This window comes from Streptomyces sp. NPDC047042 (assembly GCF_040644035.1).
Taxonomy (GTDB): domain Bacteria; phylum Actinomycetota; class Actinomycetes; order Streptomycetales; family Streptomycetaceae; genus Streptomyces.
In genome coordinates this window covers 118,220-135,710 of the sequence record NZ_JBEYVP010000008.1, presented here as the reverse complement: position 1 = coordinate 135,710, position 17,491 = coordinate 118,220, and the positions used below count along the sequence as shown (strand labels likewise).

Here is a 17,491-nt window from a genome sequence, read left to right as displayed (position 1 = left end):
AACACATGACCAGCCAGTCCACCCTGCAGTCCGTGCCTGCCCTCGGTACGCACCCGGCCTTCGGCGTCAACCCGAGCCGCGCCGAGACCCGGGAGCAGCTCTCCAAGGCGACGTACGACCTTCTCGTGATCGGCGGTGGCATCCTCGGCATCTCGACTGCCTGGCATGCCGCGCAGTCCGGTCTGCGGGTGGCTCTGGTCGACGCCGGCGACTTCGCCGGCGCCACCTCCTCCGCCTCCTCCAAGCTTCTCCACGGCGGTCTGCGCTATCTGCAGACCGGCGCGGTGAAGCTGGTGGCGGAGAACCACTTCGAGCGCCGTGCGGTGTCCCGTCAGGTGGCTCCCCATCTGGCCAATCCGCTCACGTTCTACCTCCCCGTGTACAAGGGCGGGCCGCACGGCGCGGCGAAGCTCGGGGCGGGCGTCTTCGCCTACTCCATGCTGTCGGCGTTCGGTGACGGTGTCGGGCACCTGCTGTCCCCGGCCAAGGCCGCGCAGGACGTGCCCGAGCTGCGTACCGAGAACCTCAAGGCCGTGGCCGTGTACGGCGACGGTCAGATGAACGACGCGCGCATGGCGCTGATGACGGTCCGGGCGGCCGTCGAGGCGGGCGCGGTCGTGCTCAACCACGCCGAGGTGTCCGGTCTGCGCTTCACCCGGGGCCGGGTCACCGGCGCCGACCTGCGCGACCGTCTCTCCGGCGACGACTTCGGCGTCAACGCCCGGCTCGTGCTCAACGCGACCGGCCCCTGGGTCGACCACCTGCGCAGGATGGAGGACGCCGGCGCGGCGCCCTCGATCCGCCTGTCGAAGGGCGCGCACCTGGTCCTGAAGCGGACGTCTCCGTGGAAGGCCGCGCTGGCCACGCCGATCGACAAGTACCGCATCACGTTCGCCCTGCCGTGGGAGGACATGCTGCTGCTCGGTACGACCGACGAGCAGTTCGAGGGCGACCCGGCGGACGTCACGGTCACCGAGAAGGACACCGCCCAGATCCTCGACGAGGCCGCGTTCTCCGTGCGCGACCAGCAGCTCTCACGTGACCTGATCACGTACTCCTTCGCGGGTCTGCGCGTGCTGCCGGGTGGCCCCGGCGACACGGCCAAGGCCAAGCGGGAGACGGTCGTGACCGAGGGCAGGGGCGGGATGCTGTCCGTGTCCGGCGGCAAGTGGACGACCTTCCGGCACATCGGCCGTACGGTCATGGAGAAGCTGGAGACATTGCCGGGGCGTCCCTTGGGTGACGACTTCGAGTCCGTGTCGTCCCTGCCGAAGTATCTGCCGCTTCCTGGTGTCGCCAACCCGCGCGCTGTCGCGCACCGGCTGCTGGTGGACAACCCGGCGCCTGGGCCGCGGATGGCCGCCGATACGGCGAAGCACCTGGCGACGCACTATGGGTCTTTGGCGTTCGATATCGCGCGGCTCGCGAATGAGAACCCTGAGTTGGGTGAGCGGGTGCACGCTGATGCGCCGGAGATTTGGGCGCAGGTGGTTTATGCGCGGGACAATGAGTGGGCGGAGACTGCGGATGATGTGCTGCGGCGTCGGACCACGTTGACTATTCGGGGGTTGGATTCGGACGAGGTTCGGTCCAAGGTGCAGGATTTGTTGGACAAGAAGTAGGGGTAGGGCGTTTTTTGGGGCGGCTCCTTTTTGTGGGAGCCGCTCCTTCTTTGCGTTGTGTTCTGGGTGCGGGTGGGTGGGGGCTTGTCGCGCAGTTCCCCGCGCCCCTAAAGGCGTTCCACCACCGTTCGTACATCGTGCGGGGTGGTCAGCTCCTCGCGGCGGAGGATCAGTTCGCGGCCGATGAGTAGTGAGCGGCGGGACGCCTCTGCCGGGTTGGGGAGCGTGGTCAGGTCTGTCAGGTGGGCGAAGCCTATTATTCTGCGGATGATTTCCGCGCCTGCGTAGCCCACGGACTCCGTCCAGATTTTGCGCAGGAAGCGGTCCAGGTACGCGTCGTCGAAGAAGGTGTCGACTCGTGTCGGCCACAGGCGGCGGAACTCGGACTCGAACGCCGTCCAGGACAGGGCCAGTTGGTCGGCGTGGTCGGTCAAGGAGTCCAGGGCGCGGGCTCGTTGCTCCGAGACCAGGGTGTTGGCCCAGTAGAGGCCGAGGTCGTAGCCGATCGGGCCGACGAAGGAGAACTCGGGGTCGAAGACCCGTACCACCGGGGCGCCTTCGCGTTCGCCGACCATGACGCTGCCGGTGTGCAGGTCGCCGTGGAGGAGGGCCTGGGCGCTGGTCATGAAGGTGTGACGGAGGTCGGCGACCTCGGTGCGGAGGCGGGCGTCGGCGCGGAACTCCGCCGCCAGGTCGTCCAAGTCCTCGTGCCAGTGGTTGTGTTCGTGCTCGATGTACGGCTCGGACAGGACCACGTCCTCGGTGATCTTGCACAGTTCGGGGCTCACCGAGGCCGCCAGCAGAGCCTTGCGGTCCGCCGACGCCATGCCGAAGTCGCTGGTCGCGAACGTCAGTTGGGCGACGAACTCGCCGATCCGGGCGGAGGTGTACGGGCCGTACGACGCGCCCTCGTTGAGGAGGGTGCGCAGGACCTCCAGGTCCGACATGTCCTCCATGACGAGGGCGTAGTTCTCGGGGTCGTACCCGAGGATCGCCGGGATCTTGTCCGGGGCCACCTTCGCGACCTGCTCGTACGCCCTCGCCTCGGCGTCTGCCCGCTCGGGGCTCATCGGCCAGGACGGGCCCGCCACCCGGACCCAGGGCAGGGCCTGCTTGACGGCGAGGCTGCGGGTGCCGTCGGTGGACCTGGCGAGGAACACGCGGTTCATGTTGCCGTCGGAGACCTCGCGGACCTCGATGTCCGAGGGGTCGGGCCAGTGGCCGCGCTCGTTCAGGTACGCGGGGACGTCGGCCGGCTCCAGGATGCGGTAGCCCATCGTGAACTTCCTTATGCGGTGCGGCGCTTGGACAGGGTGAAGCTGAAGACGAGGGCGAGGATCAGGACCGCGCCCTCGACCACGTCCTGCGTGTAGTACGGCAGGCCCTTGATGGTCAGGCCGGTGGTGATGATGCCGATGAGGACCGCGCCCAGGGCGGTGCCCCACACGTTCGGGCGGCCGCTGCCGAGGACGGACGTGCCGACCAGGGCGACGGCGACGGCCTCGAGGAGTTGCGAGGTGCCGGCGGAGACGTCTCCCTGGCCGATGCGCGCCGCCAGGATCAGGCCGCCGATGGAGGCGAGGACGCCGGAGAGGACGTACGCCAGCGCCCGGTACGCGCCCACGCGGATGCCGGCCAGGCGCGAGGCCTCGGGGTTGGCGCCGATCGCGTACAGCACGCGGCCCCAGCGGGTGCGGGCCAGGAAGACCCAGGCGAGGACGGTGAGGGCGCCGAAGATGACCACGGAGACGGGGATGCCGAGGATCGTGCCCCGGTCGATGCGCAGGAAACCCTCGGTGAACTTGCCGGGGGCCGTCGTGCCGTCGGACTGGGTCATGCCCGGGGTGATCGACTGGCCGTCGACCAGGATGAGTTTGGTGCCCTGGATGACGAACATGGTGCCCAGCGTGGCCAGCATGTCGGGGATCTTGAGGACCACGATGAGCAGGGCGTTGAGCAGGCCCGCGAGCGCGCCCGCGACGATCACCGCGACGATCGCGACGACGCCGACCTGGTTGTACGTGACCATCGTCTTCGCGGCGACGGTCACGCCGAGCCCGGCGACCGCGCCGACCGACATGTCCATCCCGCCGACGGCCATGGTGAGCGTGACACCGAGGCCGAGGATCGCGGCGACGGAGACGTACCGCAGGGTGTCGAGGAGGGTCGCGGAATCGCGGAAGGACGGCTCGCTCAGCGCGAAGTAAGCGAAGAGGGTGACGGTGACGAAGATGAAGCCGTACTTGATGACCGCGTTCTGGATGCGGGGGCCCGCGGCGGCGACGAGCGTGGACGGGGGCGCCGTCTTCGCGGGGGCGGCGCTCTTGGTGGTGGTCATGGGGTGCTTCCTGGGGTGGCGTGCGGTTGGGCCGATGCGAGAGGGGTGGCCGGCGGGGGGTGGTGGTTCTTTGCCTGCGGGCCGGTGGGGGCTGGTCGCGCAGTTCCCCGCGCCCCGGAAGAGGCGCGACTTCGCAGCCGCCCGACAGAGCCGGACCGGCGGACAACGCCACTCCGCCCAACCCGGGGAGCGCCCCTCATCAGACCGACGCCGAGATGGTCTGGATGACGCGGTCGCGTTCCGCGTCCTCGCCGTACGCGTCGAGGTGGATCTCGCCGGCCGCGAGGACGACGACCCGGTCGGCGATCTCCAGGATCTCGTCCACGTCGGCCGACAGGACCAGGACCGCGGCGCCCTCCGCCGCCAGTGCGCGGGCGCGGCGGCCGATGTCGCGCCGGGCGCCGATGTCCACGCCTCGGAACGGCTCGTCCAGGATGAGGACACGGGGGCGTTCGGCGAGCCAGCGGCCGACGACGACCTTCTGCTGGTTGCCGCCGGAGAGTTCCTCGACGGTGCTGTGCTCGTCGCGGGTGACGACGCCGAGCGCCTCGATGGTGTCCCGGCCGAGGGTGTCCTCCCGGGAGCGGTTGACCAGGCCGAGCGTCGAGAGGGACTTGAGGAACGGCAGGGAGATGTTCTGGGCGAGCGACCAGCCGGGGACGAGGGCGTCCGAGTGGCGGTCCTCGGGGACGAGGTGGATGCCGGCCCGGATCGCGTCGGCGGGGCGGCGGGGCGTGTACGGCTTGCCGTCCAGCTCCACGGCACCGGCGGCGAAGGGTTCGGCGCCGAAGAGGCCTCGGGCCAGTTCCGTCTTGCCGGCGCCCAACAGGCCGACGACGCCGGTGACTTCACCGGCCCGCAGGTCCAGGTCCTGGGGTGTACGGCCGTCCAGCAGGCGTACGCCGCGCAGCGACAGGAGGGTCTCGCCGGGCTCCGACTCGGCGCGGGGGCGGGCGGTGGTCGCCTCCTGGGCCTGGGCGAGCATGGCGCGCAGGGCGCTGTCCCAGTCGAAGGGCTTGACCTGGTCCTCGGTGAGACGGCCGTCTCGCAGGACGACCAGTCGGTCCGCGAGGGCGTCGATCTCGCCGAGGCGGTGGGAGACGTACAGGACGGCGATGCCGTCGTCGCGCATCCGCTGGACGAGGGCGAACAGGCGCTCGGCCTCGGCGGCGGAGAGCGCGGACGTCGGTTCGTCGAGGATCAGGAGCCTCGGGCGGGTGGCCAGGGCGCGGGCCAGGATCAGCAACTGGCGGTCGGAGATGCCGAGTTCGGTGACGTCCCGCTTGAGCAGGGCGTCGCTCCAGCCGAGGTCCAGGGCCGACTGGATCTCGCGGGCGCGGGCGAGCACGCGGCGTCCGTTCAGGAACGGGTTGCCGCGTGCCTGGGCCAGCTCCTCGAAGACGAGGTTCTCGGCGACCGTGAGGCCGGGCACGATGCCCTCACTGATCCGCTGATGAACCGTCTGGATGCCCAACTGGCGGGCGGCGAGCGGCGACTGGAGGGCGGCGCGGGCCCCGTTCACCGTCACCTCGCCGCCGTGGTCCGTGTGGACGCCGGACAGGATCTTGATGAGAGTGGACTTGCCGGCCCCGTTCGCACCGAGCAGCGCGATCACGCTGCCCGGCGCGATGTCCAGCGACACGGACTCGAGGACCGTCTTGCCGCCGAAGGCCATGCTCACTTCGCGCAGGACGACCGCGGGTGACGCCTCGGTCGGCGACTCGGCGGGCGAGTCAGTGGGCGACATTGGCGATCCAGTCGGCCGTGCTCACCTGGGAGAGGTTGAGCGCGGGCAGCGCGGCGCGCAGCTGGTCCATGTTCTGGATGTTCTTGCTCTTCAGGAACTCCTGGGTGATGGCGACGGCCGGGAACTCGACCGTGGTCTTGTTCAGCTGTCCGGCCAGTTCCAGGGCTGCGGTGCGGACGACCGCGGCGCCGACGGCGGAGGGGTCGGTGCCGGCCGTGGCGACCCAGGGGCTGCCCGCCGCGGTCATGTTCTGGATGTCGGCGTTGGAGACGTCCGCGCCGAACACCTTCACCTTGTCCTGCAGCTTCTTGTTCTGCACGGCGAGGACGGTGCCCTTGGCCAGCTCGTCGTAGGGGGCGAAGATGCCCGTCACGTCGGAGTGCTGGGTGAGGGCGGCGGAGACCAGCGGCACGTTGTCCGTGGCGGTGGAGTCGGTGACCTTGCCGACCTTGAAGGCCTGCTTCCAGCCATTGGCGTCGACCGTCGTCTTCCAGACACTGTCGCGCTTGTCGAGGGCCGCGTAGCCGGCGACGTTGACGTAGCCGACCTTGGCGTTCTTGCCGAGGTCCTTCGCCATGACGTCGAGGACGGCCTGCGCCATGCTCGCGTCGTCCTGCTCGGTGCTGACGACGCCCTTCGTGGGGGTCTCGACGTCGTAGACGACGACCTTGATGCCCTTCTTCACTGCCTTGTCGATCTCGGGCTGGATCGTCGCCGGGAAGCCGTGGTCCACGATGATCGCCTGCGCGCCGGAGTTGATCGCCGAGGACAGGTCGGTGGCCTGCTTGGCGTTGTCGGCCTGGGCGTCGTACACCGTCAGGTCGATGCCGAGCGCCTTGGCCTGCGCCTTGGCGCCGTTGCCCCACTGCTCGAAGTAGTCACCGGCACCGCTCTGGCGGACCAGGGCGACCTTGACCGCGCCCTTGTCGAAGGGCGCGGGCTTGGTGCCGGTGGCCGCGGACGCCGAGGCGCCCGTGTCACCGGTGTCCTTGGAGGCGTTCGTCGACTGCGAGCAGCCCGCGAGGAAGAGCGCCGAGACGGAGGCCAGCGAGAGCGCGGCGAGGGGCAGACGGGTGCGGGACATGCGGAACTCCTGGTGCAGGGCAGTACGGGAAGAAGGGATGAGGGGGGAAAGGGGGAATCCGGGAAACGGGGAATGAAGGGGCGCGGTGGCCGAAAGGCACCGGCGCGGGAGTGTCCGGTCCCGAGCGCGAGGTGACGGTGTGGGGTGGCGGCGTGGGGCGGGAAGCACGCCACGGCCGGGGGCGTCTCGGGTACTCCGGGTCAGGTCAGCGACAGCGGGCTGTGGTCGACCGGAGCAAGTCCACGTACAGCCGCCGCACGAGCAGCAGCGTCTTCATAAGCAGATCATGAGAACGTTTCCAGCCATTCGTCAAAGGCTTGGACACTGGATCTCAGCATATGGAACGCCGGATTCGTCACACTCTGCCGACCTGCCGACGGGAGTTACCATCACGGGACCGGCACCCGACCCGGGACAGTGAGGCTTCCGATGACGACGACACCCTGCGCGAGGGCGGTACGACGCTGTACCGGCGCGCTGTGTCGCGGCTGTCGCGACTGACGACCGGCCCGTCTCCTTCTCCTGTCCCTGCCTCCTCGCATTCGTTTCGCCCGCATTCCCCCACCCCTCTCGCAGCCAACTGGAGTTGCTCCCATGACCCTGCTGACGACCTGGCCCGAGTCCGGCCCGGAGACCGTCGTGCGCCGTACCTCCGACCCGGCCGAGATCGCCGCCGCGCTGGCCCCGATCGGTGTGCGCTACGAGCAGTGGCCGATCCGTGAGGACGTCCCCGCGGACGCCGACAGCGACACCGTGTTCGCCGCCTACGGCCCGGAGATCGACAGGCTGAACGCCGAGGAGGGTTTCACCACGGTCGACGTCCTCGGTCTGCACCCCAGCGACGACCCGGAGTACCCCGCGAAGGCGAAGGCTGCCCGCGCGAAGTTCCTCCAGGAGCACACGCACGACGACGATGACGAGGTCCGCTTCTTCGTCTCCGGCTCCGGCATCTTCTATCTGCACGTGGGTGGCGAGGTGCACGCCGTGTACTGCGAGAAGGGCGACCTGCTGGGCGTGCCGCGCGGCACCACGCACTGGTTCGACATGGGCACCAGCCCCGCCTTCACCGCGATCCGCTTCTTCCACGAGGAGGACGGCTGGATCGGCAACTTCACCGGCTCGACCATCGCCTCCCGCTTCCCGGACTACGACACGATCGACGCCGGGTTCCAGCAGGACAGGGCCGCCGCGTGACCCTGCCGGGCGCGGTGTTCGGCATGGACTCCGTGGACGCCGTGGTGCTCGACATCGAGGGCACCACGAGCGCCACGGGGTTCGTCGTCGACGTGCTGTATCCGTACTCGCGCTCTCGTTTCGGAGCACTGCTCTCGGAGCGGAGCGGTGATCCGGAGGTGGCGCGGGCGGTCGCACAGGTGCGCGAGCTGATCGGCGAGCCCGGCGCCGACGCCGTACTCGTCGAGAAGACCCTCAACGCCTGGCTCGACGAGGACCGCAAGGCGACGCCCCTCAAGACCCTCCAGGGCATCATCTGGTCCGAGGGCTTCGCGCGCGGCGACCTCGTCTCGCACTTCTACGACGACGTCCTGCCCGCGCTGCGCGCCTGGCACGCGGCGGGGCTCCGGCTGTACGTCTACTCCTCCGGGTCGGTCGCCGCGCAGCGCGCGTGGTTCGCGTCCACTCCGGAGGGCGACCTGCTGCCGCTCGTCTCGGGTCTGTACGACACCGAGAACGCGGGACCCAAGCAGGAGCCGGAGTCCTACCGCCGTATCGCGGAGGCCACCGGCACCGCCGACCCGGCCCGTCTCCTCTTCCTCTCCGACCGGCCGGGCGAGCTGGACGCGGCGCGCGCCGCCGGATGGCGGACCGTCGGGATCCGGCGGCCCGGGGAGCCCTACTACGAGCAGGGCGTCGGGGACCACGCGCAGGCGGGGACGTTCGACGAGATCAGCATCACCGGTTCCACCAGTTCCACCAGTTCAGGGAGCACCACGTGACCGCCGACATCAGCACGCTCGACCTCGAGGAGGCGGGGGCGGTACTCGCCGCCGAGTCCGCCCGGTTCGCCTCCTTCGGCTGGATGCGGGGCACCTCCGGGAACCTGTCCGTGGTGCTGTCCCGCGATCCGCTGCTGCTCGCGGTCACCGCGAGCGGCCACGACAAGGGTGAACTCACGCCCTCCGACGTGGTGTTGGTGGACGCGCGGGGCGCGGCGGTGAACGGCGGCAAGCCGTCCGCCGAGGCCGAGCTGCACGCCCGGGTCGCCGCGCTGACCGGGGCCGGTGCGGTGGTGCATGTGCACACCGTGGCGTCCGTGGCGATGGGCCGGCGCGAGCCCGGCGGGATCGTGTTCAAGGACATCGAGATGCTCAAGGGGGTCGGTCAGCCCGCCCACGACGTCGAGGTGACCCTGCCGGTCATCGACAACAGCCAGGACATGAAGGTGCTCGGCGACCGTCTGGAGGCGGCACGCGAGCCCCGGATGCCGGCCGTGGTGGTCGCGGGGCACGGGCTGTACGTATGGGGGGACAACCCCCGTCAGGCCCGGCACCACACCGAAGTAGTGGAGTGGCTGCTGGAGTTGGAACTCAGCGCACCGCGGGACGGACGGTAGTCGAACCGCGGGCCGGTGGGGGCTGGTCGCGCCCCGCGGCGGAGCCGCAGTTCAACACCGCCCCGCGCCCCTGACAGGGGCGCGGGGACTCGCTACTTCAGGTGCTCGCCGGGCAGTTCACCGGCGGAGACCTCCAGCACACCCCGCTCCGTCACCAGCCCGGTCACCAGCCTGCCCGGCGTGACGTCGAACGCCGGGTTGTGGCCGCGTGACTCGGCGGGAGCCGTGCGTACGCCCGACCACTCCAACACCTCGTTCTCGCCCCGGAGTTCGATGTGGATGTCGTCGCCGGTGGCCGTCGCCAGGTCGACCGTGGTGGTGGGCGCCGCCACCAGGAACGGGATTCCGGCGTCCGCGCAGGCCAGCGCGACCCCGACCGTGCCGACCTTGTTGGCGGTGTCGCCGTTGGCGGCGATGCGGTCGGCGCCGACGATCGCCGCGTCGACCTGGCCGCGCAGGATCGTGCCGGCGGCGGCCCCGTCGGCCTGGACGTAGTGCGGGATGCCCTCCTGGACCAGCTCCCAGGCGGTCAGGCGCGAGCCCTGGAGCAAGGGGCGCGTCTCGTCGGCGTACACGACCTCGAGCCGGCCGCGTGCGTGCAGTTCACGGATGACGCCAAGTGCCGTGCCCCACCCGGCCGTTGCGAGGGCGCCGGTGTTGCAGTGGGTCAGGATGCGCAGCGGGCGGTCCCCGGCGCTCCCGGCGAGGCGCTCGAGCAACCAGTCGGCGCCGTGCGCGCCCATCGCCCTGTTGGCCTCGACGTCCTCGCGCTGGACCGCGGCGGCCTCCTCGAGCACCGCCTCCAGGCCCTCCTCGAAGCGGGTCATGACCCGGTCCACGCACACCATGAGGTTGACGGCGGTCGGCCGGGCCTCGCGGATGCGCGCCACGGCGGCCCGTACCTGCTCCTCGGTCCAGCCCTCGCGCTCGCCCTGGAGCAGCGCGAGCGCGACCCCGTAGGCGCCCGCCGCGCCGATCGCGGGCGCGCCGCGCACGACGAGCCGCTGAATCGCGTCCACCAGGGTGTCCACATCGCGGACGTCCCTGGTCTCGTTGCGGTGCGGCAGCAAGGTCTGGTCGATGAGCGCGAGGCTGTTTCCGGTCCAGCCGACGGCGCGCAGTTCCTGGGGCATAACGGGACGCTCCTGAAGTTCCGGCGGTGCGCGACACCGTACATGACCTCGGAGAACCACAGTTCGAGACAGCTTGTCCAGTGGCTGAATCGCGGTGTTACAGTCCAACATCCGCACCTTGGATCCGATGTGAAGGAGGACACGTGCCGCTCACCATGCGCCGCTTCCTCGACCACGGCCGGTGTGCGAGCGACGGCTGTCGACGCTGACCCGTCCCCCTCGGCGTCCCCGTCCCGTCTCCTCTTCTCCCCCTCCCCGCCCCTCCCCGTGCTCAGCGCAGAGCGCGGGCTGTGCCGTTCGTGCCTTGGAAGGTCCCCGATGCCTCGCAGATCCCGTCGAACGATCCCGCTCGCCGCCATGACCGCGCTGCTCGTCGCCGGTGCCACCGCCTGCAACGCCGCCTCGAAGGACGACGCGTCCTCGGACAGCAGTGCGGGCGCCGCGTCGTTCACCCTCGTCACGCCGGACGCCGTCGGGCAGAACGAGTTCCTCAAGCTGGCGGTGACCGGCGTCAAGGCCGCCGCGAAGGCGCACAACGGGTCCGAGAAGGTGTTCGAGTCCACCGACACCGCCTCCCAGCAGCAGAATGTGCAGGCCGCCATCGACGCGAAGCCCGATGTCGTCGTGCTGGTCGGTTTCGAGTTCGCGGACCTGGTCGCGCAGCAGGCCGAGGCACACCCCAAGCAGCAGTTCCTGATGATCGACGCGTGCACGACGAAGGCGTTCGCCAACGTCAGCTGCGGGGTCTTCCGTGAGCACGAGGGCGTCTTCCTCGCGGGCGCCGAGGCGGGGCTGCTGACCAAGAGCGGAAAGGTCGGCGCGGTGGACGTGCTGGACACGCCCGTGTTCCGCCGCTTCAGCGACCCGTTCGCGGCCGGTGCCCAGCATGTCGCGGCGAAGACGGAGACCGGTACGCGCTTCGTCGGCGGCCAGTCGCCGTTCGACGACTCGGCGCGCGCCAAGGAGCAGGCGAACGACCTGCTGTCCAAGGGCTACGACCAGCTGATGGCGGCTGCGGCGGCCGGCAACTACGGCGTGTTCGAGGCGGCCAAGGCGAAGGGCGCGTTCGCGTACGGCGTCGACGTGAACCAGTGCCCCTCGGCGCCCGGCACGGTCGTCGACAATGTGATCAAGCGCACGGACATCGCCGTGGAGAAGGGCGTCGAGCAGGTCCTCGCCGGTCAGACGGGCACGACCACCTCGTACGGGCTGAAGGAGGGCGGCATCAGCCTCACGGGGCTGGAGAAGGACGTCGACTCCTCCCAGTGCGTGATCGCCAAGCACCCCGACGTCCTGAAGAAGGTCGAGGCGTTGCGCGACGAGATCGTGTCCGGGAAGCTGACGGTCGATGACCCCGCCGCCGCGGGCTGAGACAGCGGCGGCCGCGGTCGAGCTCCGGGGAATCACCAAGCGGTTCCCCGGCACGCTCGCCAACGACGCCGTCGACCTGACCGTCCGGCACGGCGAGATCCACGCCCTGATGGGCGAGAACGGCGCCGGCAAGTCGACGCTCATGTCGGTCCTGTACGGGATGGAACGCCCGGACGCCGGTTCGGTCCGGGTCGACGGGCGTGAGGTCGTCTTCGCCGATCCCGGCGACGCGATGGCCGCAGGACTCGGCATGGTCCATCAGAGCTTCAAGCTGTTCGACTCGCTGACGGTCGCGGAGAACGTGGTGTACGCCGCCGAGCCGCGCCGTTTTGGTCTGGTGGACCGGGGAGCGGCCCGCCGCCGGGTGCGTGAGCTGGCCCAGGAGCACGGGCTGGCGGTCGATCCGGACGCCCGGGTCGGTGACCTGCCCGTGGGGCTGCGTCAGCGCGTCGAGATCCTGAAGCTGCTGCACCGAGGCGCCCGGACGCTCATCCTCGACGAGCCGACCGCCGTCCTGACGCCCGCCGAGGCGGACGCCCTCTTCGCGGTCCTCAAGTCCCTTGCCGCACAGGGACGTTCGGTCATCCTGGTCACGCACAAACTGCGTGAGGTGCTCGAGGGCAGCGACCACGTCACGGTGTTGCGGGACGGCCGGGTCGTCGCCCGGCTGGTCACCGCCGAGACGTCCGCCGACGAGATAGCCGCCGCGATGACCGGCCGCGCGGTGGAGCTGGACCGCATCCACGCCCAGGGAACCCCGGGTGACGTGGTCCTGGACGTCACCGGCCTCGCCACGGACGGCGTACGGGAGGTCCAACTCACCGTCCGCGCAGGCGAGATCGTCGGTATCGCGGGCGTCGCGGGCAACGGGCAGAGCGAGCTGGTGGAGGCGCTGGCCGGGCTGCGTCCGGTGACCGCCGGCCGGGTCGCGCTGCTCGGCGACGACATCACGCACGCCTCGGCCACCGAGCGCCGCGCCAAGGGCCTCGCCTACGTCCCCGAGGACCGGCACGCCGTCGGTACGGCGCCCGCCGCGTCGGTCGCCGACAACCTGGCGATGGGCCACCACCGTACGTCGCTGTCCGCACGCGGGCTGCTTCCGCCCGCCGCCGTACGCGGCCACGCGGGACGCCTGATCGAGCGCTTCGGCATCAAGGCGGCGTCCTCCGAGGTGCCCGCGTCCGCGCTGTCCGGCGGCAACCTGCAGAAGCTGCTCATCGGGCGTGAACTCGCCCACGAGGCCCCGCTGTTGCTTGTGGAGCAGCCTACGCGCGGGGTCGACATCGGCGCCGTCCAGAACATCCACGACCAGCTGATCGCCTACCGCGACGCCGGTCACGCCGTCCTGCTCGTCTCGGCCGAGCTGAGCGAGATCCGGGGGCTCGCGGACCGCGTCCTGGTCATGTACGAGGGCCGCGTGACGGCGTCGTACGACAAGGCCGAGGCGGACGAGCGGACGCTCGGGCTCGCCATGGCGGGCGGCGGCGCGGACAGCTCGGCCCCGCCGGCCCCGATGGAGGTCGGGGACTGACATGAACCACATCACGAGAGCCCTCCGCTCCCCCGTCGCCTTCTCGGTGCTCGCCGGAGTGGTCATCGGCGCCCTGTTCCTCGTCGGGACCGGCGCCGATCCCCTCACCGCGTACGGCGCGGTGCTCAGCGGTTCGCTCGGCGCCGACGGCATCGGGTCGACGCTGACCACCCTGACGAGCGTGCTGGGCCTGGCCCTCGCGCTGGCCGTGCCGTTGCGCGCCGGGCTCATCAACCTGGGCGGGGACGGCCAGCTGGTGCTCGGCGGGATGGCGGCGGCCGTGACGGGGCTGTACTCGCCCCTGCCCGCGCCGCTCACCGTCGTCCTCGCGCTGCTCGCGGGCATGGCGGCCGGCGCCGGGTACGCGGCCCTGGCCGCCCTGTGCGAGAACCGGTTCGGCGTACCGCTGCTGGTCAGCAGCCTGCTGCTGAGCTATCCGGCGGCGTCCTTCGCCTCCTACCTGGCCCGCTACCCGCTCAAGGAACCCGGCTCCAGCCTCCCCCAGACCCGGCAGCTGCCGGACGGGGTCGCGCTGCCCACCTTCGGTTCGTCGACCGTGACGGTCGGGCTGCTGCTGGTCGTCGTGGCCGCCGCCGCGTACTGGTTCACCGACCGGCGTACCGCGTTCGGCTACGAGATGCGGATGACCGGCCTCAACCCCCGCTTCTCCGCCTACGCCGGCGTCGAGCGCAAGGGCCTGACGCTGCGGCTGATGGCGGTGTCGGGCGCGCTGGCCGGACTCGTGGGCGCCATAGGGGTGTTGAGCTTCCCGTACCGCTTCCTCGACGGCTCCCTCACCGCGTCCGGATACACCTGGACAGGTCTGACAGCGGCTCTCCTGGCCGCCGCCGCGCCCGTCGGCACGGTCCTCGCGTCCTTCTTCTTCGCCGTGCTCCAGGTCGGCGGGCTGTCGATGGAGCGGACGACCGAGGTGCCGCGCGAGCTGACCCAGGTGCTCCAGGCGATCGTGATCGTGTTCCTGGCGGCGCGACTGCGCTTCCCCCAAGGGTGGTTCAACCGTCGTAAGGAGGCGGTGTGATGTTCTTCGACTCCGATCTCCTCATGTCGGCGCTGCGCGCGCTGACGCCCATCCTGCTGGCGGCGCTCGGCGGGGCGATCTGCGAACGGGCGGGCGTCTTCAACATCGGCCTCGAGGGCATGATGCTGATGGGCTGCTTCACAGCGGTGGCCACCAGTTGGTTCACCGGCAGTCCCTGGCTCGGTGTGCTGGCGGCGGCGCTCGCCTCCGCCGCGTACTCGCTGATCCTCGCCGTGGGTGCGGTGACCCTGCGCGGGGACGCGGTTGTGCTGGGAATCGCCCTGAATCTCCTGGCAGTTGGCCTGACCAGCTTCCTCCTCCGTACCGTCTTCGGTGTGCAGGGCACTTTTGACGATCCGTCACTGGCCGGGCTGCCGTTGGTCGGTGGCTTCTCGCCGCTCGCGTATCTGGCGTGGGCGGCGGTCGGTGTGGCCGCGCTGATGCTGTCCCGGCATGTGTGGGGGCTCAGGCTGCGCGGGGTCGGCGAGGCGCCGGACGCGGCGGCCACGCTGGGTGTGAGCCCGGTCAGGTACCAGTACGGGGCGGTGCTCGTCTCCGGTGTGCTGTGCGGGCTTGCGGGAGCTCAACTCGCCCTGGGCAACGTCACGTTGTTCTCCGAGAACATGACGGCGGGGCGCGGCTGGATCGCCGTGGTCGCGGTGATGCTGGGCCGGGCGCTGCCGCTGGGCGTGCTGCTGGCGGCGCTGCTGTTCGGGCTCGCGGAGGCGGCCGGCTTCCGTCTGCAGGGCCTCGGTCTGCCGCAGCAGGCGACCGACGCCGCGCCGTACGTCGTCACGCTCGGCGCCCTCTTCCTGACGACGGCCCGCCGCCGTCGCCGTAACCCGTCCCCGTCGCCCTCCTCTCCCGCCGCAACTCCCTCTTCTCCTTCCACGTCCACTTCCGCTGGAGCCGCTTCATGACGCAGGACCTGTTGCCCGTCACCCGAATACCCCGCACGGGGCTGCCGCCGCGCGCGCTGGTCGTCGGCGACCCGCAGCGCGCCGCTCTCGTCGGCGCGAAGCTGGAGGGCGCCCGGGAGGTGTCGTACCACCGCGAATACCGTGTGTTCAGCGGGAGTTGGAAGGGTGTGCCGGTGCTGGTCGCCTCGCACGGGGTGGGCGCGCCGGGGGCGATCCTGCTGTTCCAGGAGCTGGCGGACGCCGGTGTGCGGACCTTCCTGCGGTTCGGTACGGCGGGTGCGATGAAGCCGGGGATCGGCGACGGCGACCTCGTGATCGCGGAGGCGGCCGTCCGGGACGACGGTGTCACCCAGCAGTTGCTGCCCCCGGAGTATCCGGCGGTGTCGTCCCCCGAGGCGGTGCTCGCGCTCCAGCGGGCGGCGCGTGAGGCGGGCGCTCCGCACCACCGGGGCATCGTGTGGACGCGGGCCGCGTTCCAGCCCGGTCTGCTCCCCCTCTTCTCCTATGACGGCGCCGGACTCGCCGCCATCGAGATGGAGTTGAGCGCGCTGCTGGTGACGGCCTCGCTGCGCGGACTGGTCGCGGGCGGAGTGGTCGTCATCGACGGCGCGAACGCCGACGAACTCGTGGACGAGACCGTGACCGGCGGCTACAACCCGCACCGGGAGGTCGTTGCGGAGGGCGTCGAACGCGGCGCGGTGGTGTCGCTGGAGGCGCTGCGCCTGCTGGCGGAGTTCGAGGCCGAGACCGAGTCCGGGGAGTACGGCATATGAGCGAGCCGATCGATCTGCTGGTGCACGGCGGTGACGTGCTCACCGTGGACGAGGCCGGAACCGTCGTTCACGACGGCGCGGTTGCCGTCCGGGACGGTGAGATCGTCGCCGTGGGTCCGGCCGAGGAGCTGACAACCCGGTTCACAGCCGAGGAGTCCCTTGACGCGGCGAACTGCCTCGTTCTTCCGGGCCTGGTCAACACCCACACCCATCTCGCGATGACGTTCCTGCGCGGCCGGGCCGACGACGTCACCCTCCAGGGCTTCCTGGAGCGCGTGCTGAAGTGGGAGGCCCAGTTGCTGTCGCCGCGCAATGTGGCGGCGGCGGTCCGGGTCGCGGTCGCCGAGAGCGTCCGCGCCGGGGTGACCTCCGCGCTCGACATGTACTGGTTCCACGAGGCGGCCGAGCATACGGCGCGCGAGACCGGCTGGCGACTGCACACCGGCCCCACCTTCATGGACGTACCGGAACCGCCCGACGGCATCGCCTACGAGGACCGGCTGGCGTGGGCCCGCCAGGACCTGGCCGCCCGGGGCACCCCCCGCCCCGGCCACCGTCCGATCCTCTTCGCCCACTCCACCTACACCCTCTCCCCCGAGCAGCTCGTCGAGATCGCCGCCCTGGCAAGGGAGTTCGGCGCCCTGCTGCACATCCACGCCGCCGAGAACGCGACCGAGGTCGCCACCGTCGAGGTGCGGTACGGCAAGCGCCCGGTCGAACTGCTCGACTCGCTCGGTCTGCTCGGCCCCGACCTGCTGCTGGCCCACGCCGTGGACCTCACCGGCCCGGAGATCGCGGCGCTGGCCCGTACCGGCACGTCCGTCGCCCACTGTCCCGTCTCGAACCTGAAGCTCGGCTGCGGTATCGCGCCCGTGCCCCGGCTGCTCAGCGCCGGTGTGACCGTCGGGCTCGGCACGGACGGCGCCGTCAGCTCCAACACGCTGGACGTGCTGGGTGCGGTACGGCAGGCGGCCCTTGTGCACAAGGCGGGCGGCGACCCCACGGCGGTCGGCGCCGAACAGGCCGTACGCATGGCGACCGTCGAGGGGGCGAAGGCACTGGGCCTGGGCGACCGGCTGGGCTCGCTGGAGCCGGGCAAGCGGGCCGACCTGATCGTGCTCGACCTGGGCGGCCCGCATCTGCGGCCCCTGCACGACCCCTGGTCGACGCTCGCGTACGCGGCGCACTCGGCAGACGTCCGGGACACCGTCGTGGACGGCAGGGTCCTGATGCGCGACCGGACCCTGACCACCCTTGACGAGGCCGCGGCGCTCGCCGACCTGGAAGCACTGCTCTGACGACTCTCGTATGGGCTGACATCGCATTTTTGTGTCCCGTTCAGCCCACTGAACCCCCATAAT

15 protein-coding genes are annotated in these 17,491 nt (G+C 70.8%); 10 read left to right on the top strand and 5 right to left on the bottom strand.

Annotation, left to right across the window (positions count from 1 at the left end; genetic code table 11):
• The first annotated feature begins 5 nt into the window (after positions 1–5).
• A complete protein-coding gene (locus tag ABZ855_RS11180; protein WP_360804504.1) occupies positions 6–1,622 on the top strand; it encodes a glycerol-3-phosphate dehydrogenase/oxidase in 1,617 nt (538 codons plus the stop codon).
• Positions 1,623–1,729: 107 nt separating this feature from the next.
• Here the strand turns inward: ABZ855_RS11180 and mtnK are convergent, their stop codons facing one another.
• The 4 genes from mtnK to ABZ855_RS11160 form a co-directional block, all read right to left on the bottom strand.
• A complete protein-coding gene (mtnK, locus tag ABZ855_RS11175) occupies positions 1,730–2,899 on the bottom strand; it encodes an S-methyl-5-thioribose kinase (protein WP_360804501.1) in 1,170 nt (389 codons plus the stop codon).
• An 11-nt stretch (positions 2,900–2,910) separates the two neighbouring features.
• Positions 2,911–3,960: an ABC transporter permease gene (locus ABZ855_RS11170; RefSeq protein WP_360804498.1), complete on the bottom strand. Its 1,050-nt coding sequence runs from the start codon at positions 3,958–3,960 to the stop codon at positions 2,911–2,913.
• Positions 3,961–4,159: 199 nt separating this feature from the next.
• On the bottom strand, positions 4,160–5,707 hold the full coding sequence (locus tag ABZ855_RS11165) for a sugar ABC transporter ATP-binding protein (RefSeq protein ID WP_360804495.1): 1,548 nt from the start codon (positions 5,705–5,707) through the stop codon (positions 4,160–4,162).
• Complete coding sequence (locus ABZ855_RS11160) at positions 5,694–6,791, bottom strand: substrate-binding domain-containing protein (RefSeq protein WP_360804492.1); 1,098 nt, start codon at positions 6,789–6,791, stop codon at positions 5,694–5,696. Before ABZ855_RS11160 ends, ABZ855_RS11165 begins: the two co-directional genes overlap by 14 nt.
• Positions 6,792–7,385: 594 nt before the next feature.
• On the opposite strand from ABZ855_RS11160, the gene ABZ855_RS11155 reads away from it, so the two are divergent.
• The 3 genes from ABZ855_RS11155 to mtnB are packed head-to-tail and all read left to right on the top strand — an operon-like array spanning position 7,386 to position 9,363.
• Positions 7,386–7,985 carry a cupin gene (locus ABZ855_RS11155; protein WP_329279117.1) on the top strand — a complete coding sequence of 200 codons (600 nt, stop codon included), beginning with the start codon at positions 7,386–7,388 and terminating at the stop codon, positions 7,983–7,985.
• Between the two features lie 23 nt (positions 7,986–8,008).
• The gene (gene mtnC / locus ABZ855_RS11150; RefSeq protein ID WP_360804899.1) at positions 8,009–8,746 is read left to right on the top strand and encodes an acireductone synthase; all 738 of its coding nucleotides are present in this window, start codon (positions 8,009–8,011) and stop codon (positions 8,744–8,746) included.
• The gene (gene mtnB / locus ABZ855_RS11145) at positions 8,743–9,363 is read left to right on the top strand and encodes a methylthioribulose 1-phosphate dehydratase (RefSeq protein WP_360804488.1); all 621 of its coding nucleotides are present in this window, start codon (positions 8,743–8,745) and stop codon (positions 9,361–9,363) included. The genes mtnC and mtnB overlap by 4 nt, the downstream gene beginning before the upstream one ends.
• Positions 9,364–9,455: 92 nt before the next feature.
• On the opposite strand, the gene mtnA is transcribed toward mtnB, so the two are convergent.
• Entirely contained in the window at positions 9,456–10,496 is a 1,041-nt protein-coding gene (gene mtnA, locus ABZ855_RS11140) for an S-methyl-5-thioribose-1-phosphate isomerase (RefSeq protein WP_360804485.1), read from the bottom strand.
• Between the two features lie 318 nt (positions 10,497–10,814).
• Between mtnA and ABZ855_RS11135 the strand changes: the two genes are divergently transcribed.
• The 6 genes from ABZ855_RS11135 to ABZ855_RS11110 are packed head-to-tail and all read left to right on the top strand — an operon-like array spanning position 10,815 to position 17,428.
• Positions 10,815–11,867 (top strand): BMP family ABC transporter substrate-binding protein, encoded by a 1,053-nt coding sequence (locus ABZ855_RS11135; RefSeq protein ID WP_360804482.1) that lies wholly within the window; start codon positions 10,815–10,817, stop codon positions 11,865–11,867.
• The gene (locus tag ABZ855_RS11130; RefSeq protein WP_360804479.1) at positions 11,845–13,398 is read left to right on the top strand and encodes an ABC transporter ATP-binding protein; all 1,554 of its coding nucleotides are present in this window, start codon (positions 11,845–11,847) and stop codon (positions 13,396–13,398) included. Before ABZ855_RS11135 ends, ABZ855_RS11130 begins: the two co-directional genes overlap by 23 nt.
• Before the next feature lies 1 nt (position 13,399).
• On the top strand, positions 13,400–14,437 hold the full coding sequence (locus ABZ855_RS11125; RefSeq protein ID WP_360804476.1) for an ABC transporter permease: 1,038 nt from the start codon (positions 13,400–13,402) through the stop codon (positions 14,435–14,437).
• Positions 14,437–15,357, top strand: coding sequence for an ABC transporter permease (locus ABZ855_RS11120; protein WP_360804473.1), 921 nt, complete (start codon positions 14,437–14,439; stop codon positions 15,355–15,357). The genes ABZ855_RS11125 and ABZ855_RS11120 overlap by 1 nt, the downstream gene beginning before the upstream one ends.
• Entirely contained in the window at positions 15,354–16,130 is a 777-nt protein-coding gene (locus ABZ855_RS11115) for a nucleoside phosphorylase (RefSeq protein ID WP_360804470.1), read from the top strand. The genes ABZ855_RS11120 and ABZ855_RS11115 overlap by 4 nt, the downstream gene beginning before the upstream one ends.
• Positions 16,127–17,428, top strand: a complete 1,302-nt coding sequence (locus ABZ855_RS11110; protein ID WP_360804467.1) for an amidohydrolase — start codon at positions 16,127–16,129, stop codon at positions 17,426–17,428. The genes ABZ855_RS11115 and ABZ855_RS11110 overlap by 4 nt, the downstream gene beginning before the upstream one ends.
• Positions 17,429–17,491 lie beyond the last annotated feature (63 nt).

Bases quoted from the DNA above. Each gene is read 5' to 3' on its own strand.
- ABZ855_RS11180 (WP_360804504.1), top strand. From the start codon at position 6: ATGACCAGCCAGTCCACCCTGCAGTCCGTGCCTGCCCTCGGTACGCAC.
- mtnK (WP_360804501.1), bottom strand. From the start codon at position 2,899: ATGGGCTACCGCATCCTGGAGCCGGCCGACGTCCCCGCGTACCTGAAC.
- ABZ855_RS11170 (WP_360804498.1), bottom strand. From the start codon at position 3,960: ATGACCACCACCAAGAGCGCCGCCCCCGCGAAGACGGCGCCCCCGTCC.
- ABZ855_RS11165 (WP_360804495.1), bottom strand. From the start codon at position 5,707: ATGTCGCCCACTGACTCGCCCGCCGAGTCGCCGACCGAGGCGTCACCC.
- ABZ855_RS11160 (WP_360804492.1), bottom strand. From the start codon at position 6,791: ATGTCCCGCACCCGTCTGCCCCTCGCCGCGCTCTCGCTGGCCTCCGTC.
- ABZ855_RS11155 (WP_329279117.1), top strand. From the start codon at position 7,386: ATGACCCTGCTGACGACCTGGCCCGAGTCCGGCCCGGAGACCGTCGTG.
- mtnC (WP_360804899.1), top strand. From the start codon at position 8,009: ATGGACTCCGTGGACGCCGTGGTGCTCGACATCGAGGGCACCACGAGC.
- mtnA (WP_360804485.1), bottom strand. From the start codon at position 10,496: ATGCCCCAGGAACTGCGCGCCGTCGGCTGGACCGGAAACAGCCTCGCG.
- ABZ855_RS11135 (WP_360804482.1), top strand. From the start codon at position 10,815: ATGCCTCGCAGATCCCGTCGAACGATCCCGCTCGCCGCCATGACCGCG.
- ABZ855_RS11130 (WP_360804479.1), top strand. From the start codon at position 11,845: ATGACCCCGCCGCCGCGGGCTGAGACAGCGGCGGCCGCGGTCGAGCTC.
- ABZ855_RS11125 (WP_360804476.1), top strand. From the start codon at position 13,400: ATGAACCACATCACGAGAGCCCTCCGCTCCCCCGTCGCCTTCTCGGTG.
- ABZ855_RS11120 (WP_360804473.1), top strand. From the start codon at position 14,437: ATGTTCTTCGACTCCGATCTCCTCATGTCGGCGCTGCGCGCGCTGACG.
- ABZ855_RS11115 (WP_360804470.1), top strand. From the start codon at position 15,354: ATGACGCAGGACCTGTTGCCCGTCACCCGAATACCCCGCACGGGGCTG.
- ABZ855_RS11110 (WP_360804467.1), top strand. From the start codon at position 16,127: ATGAGCGAGCCGATCGATCTGCTGGTGCACGGCGGTGACGTGCTCACC.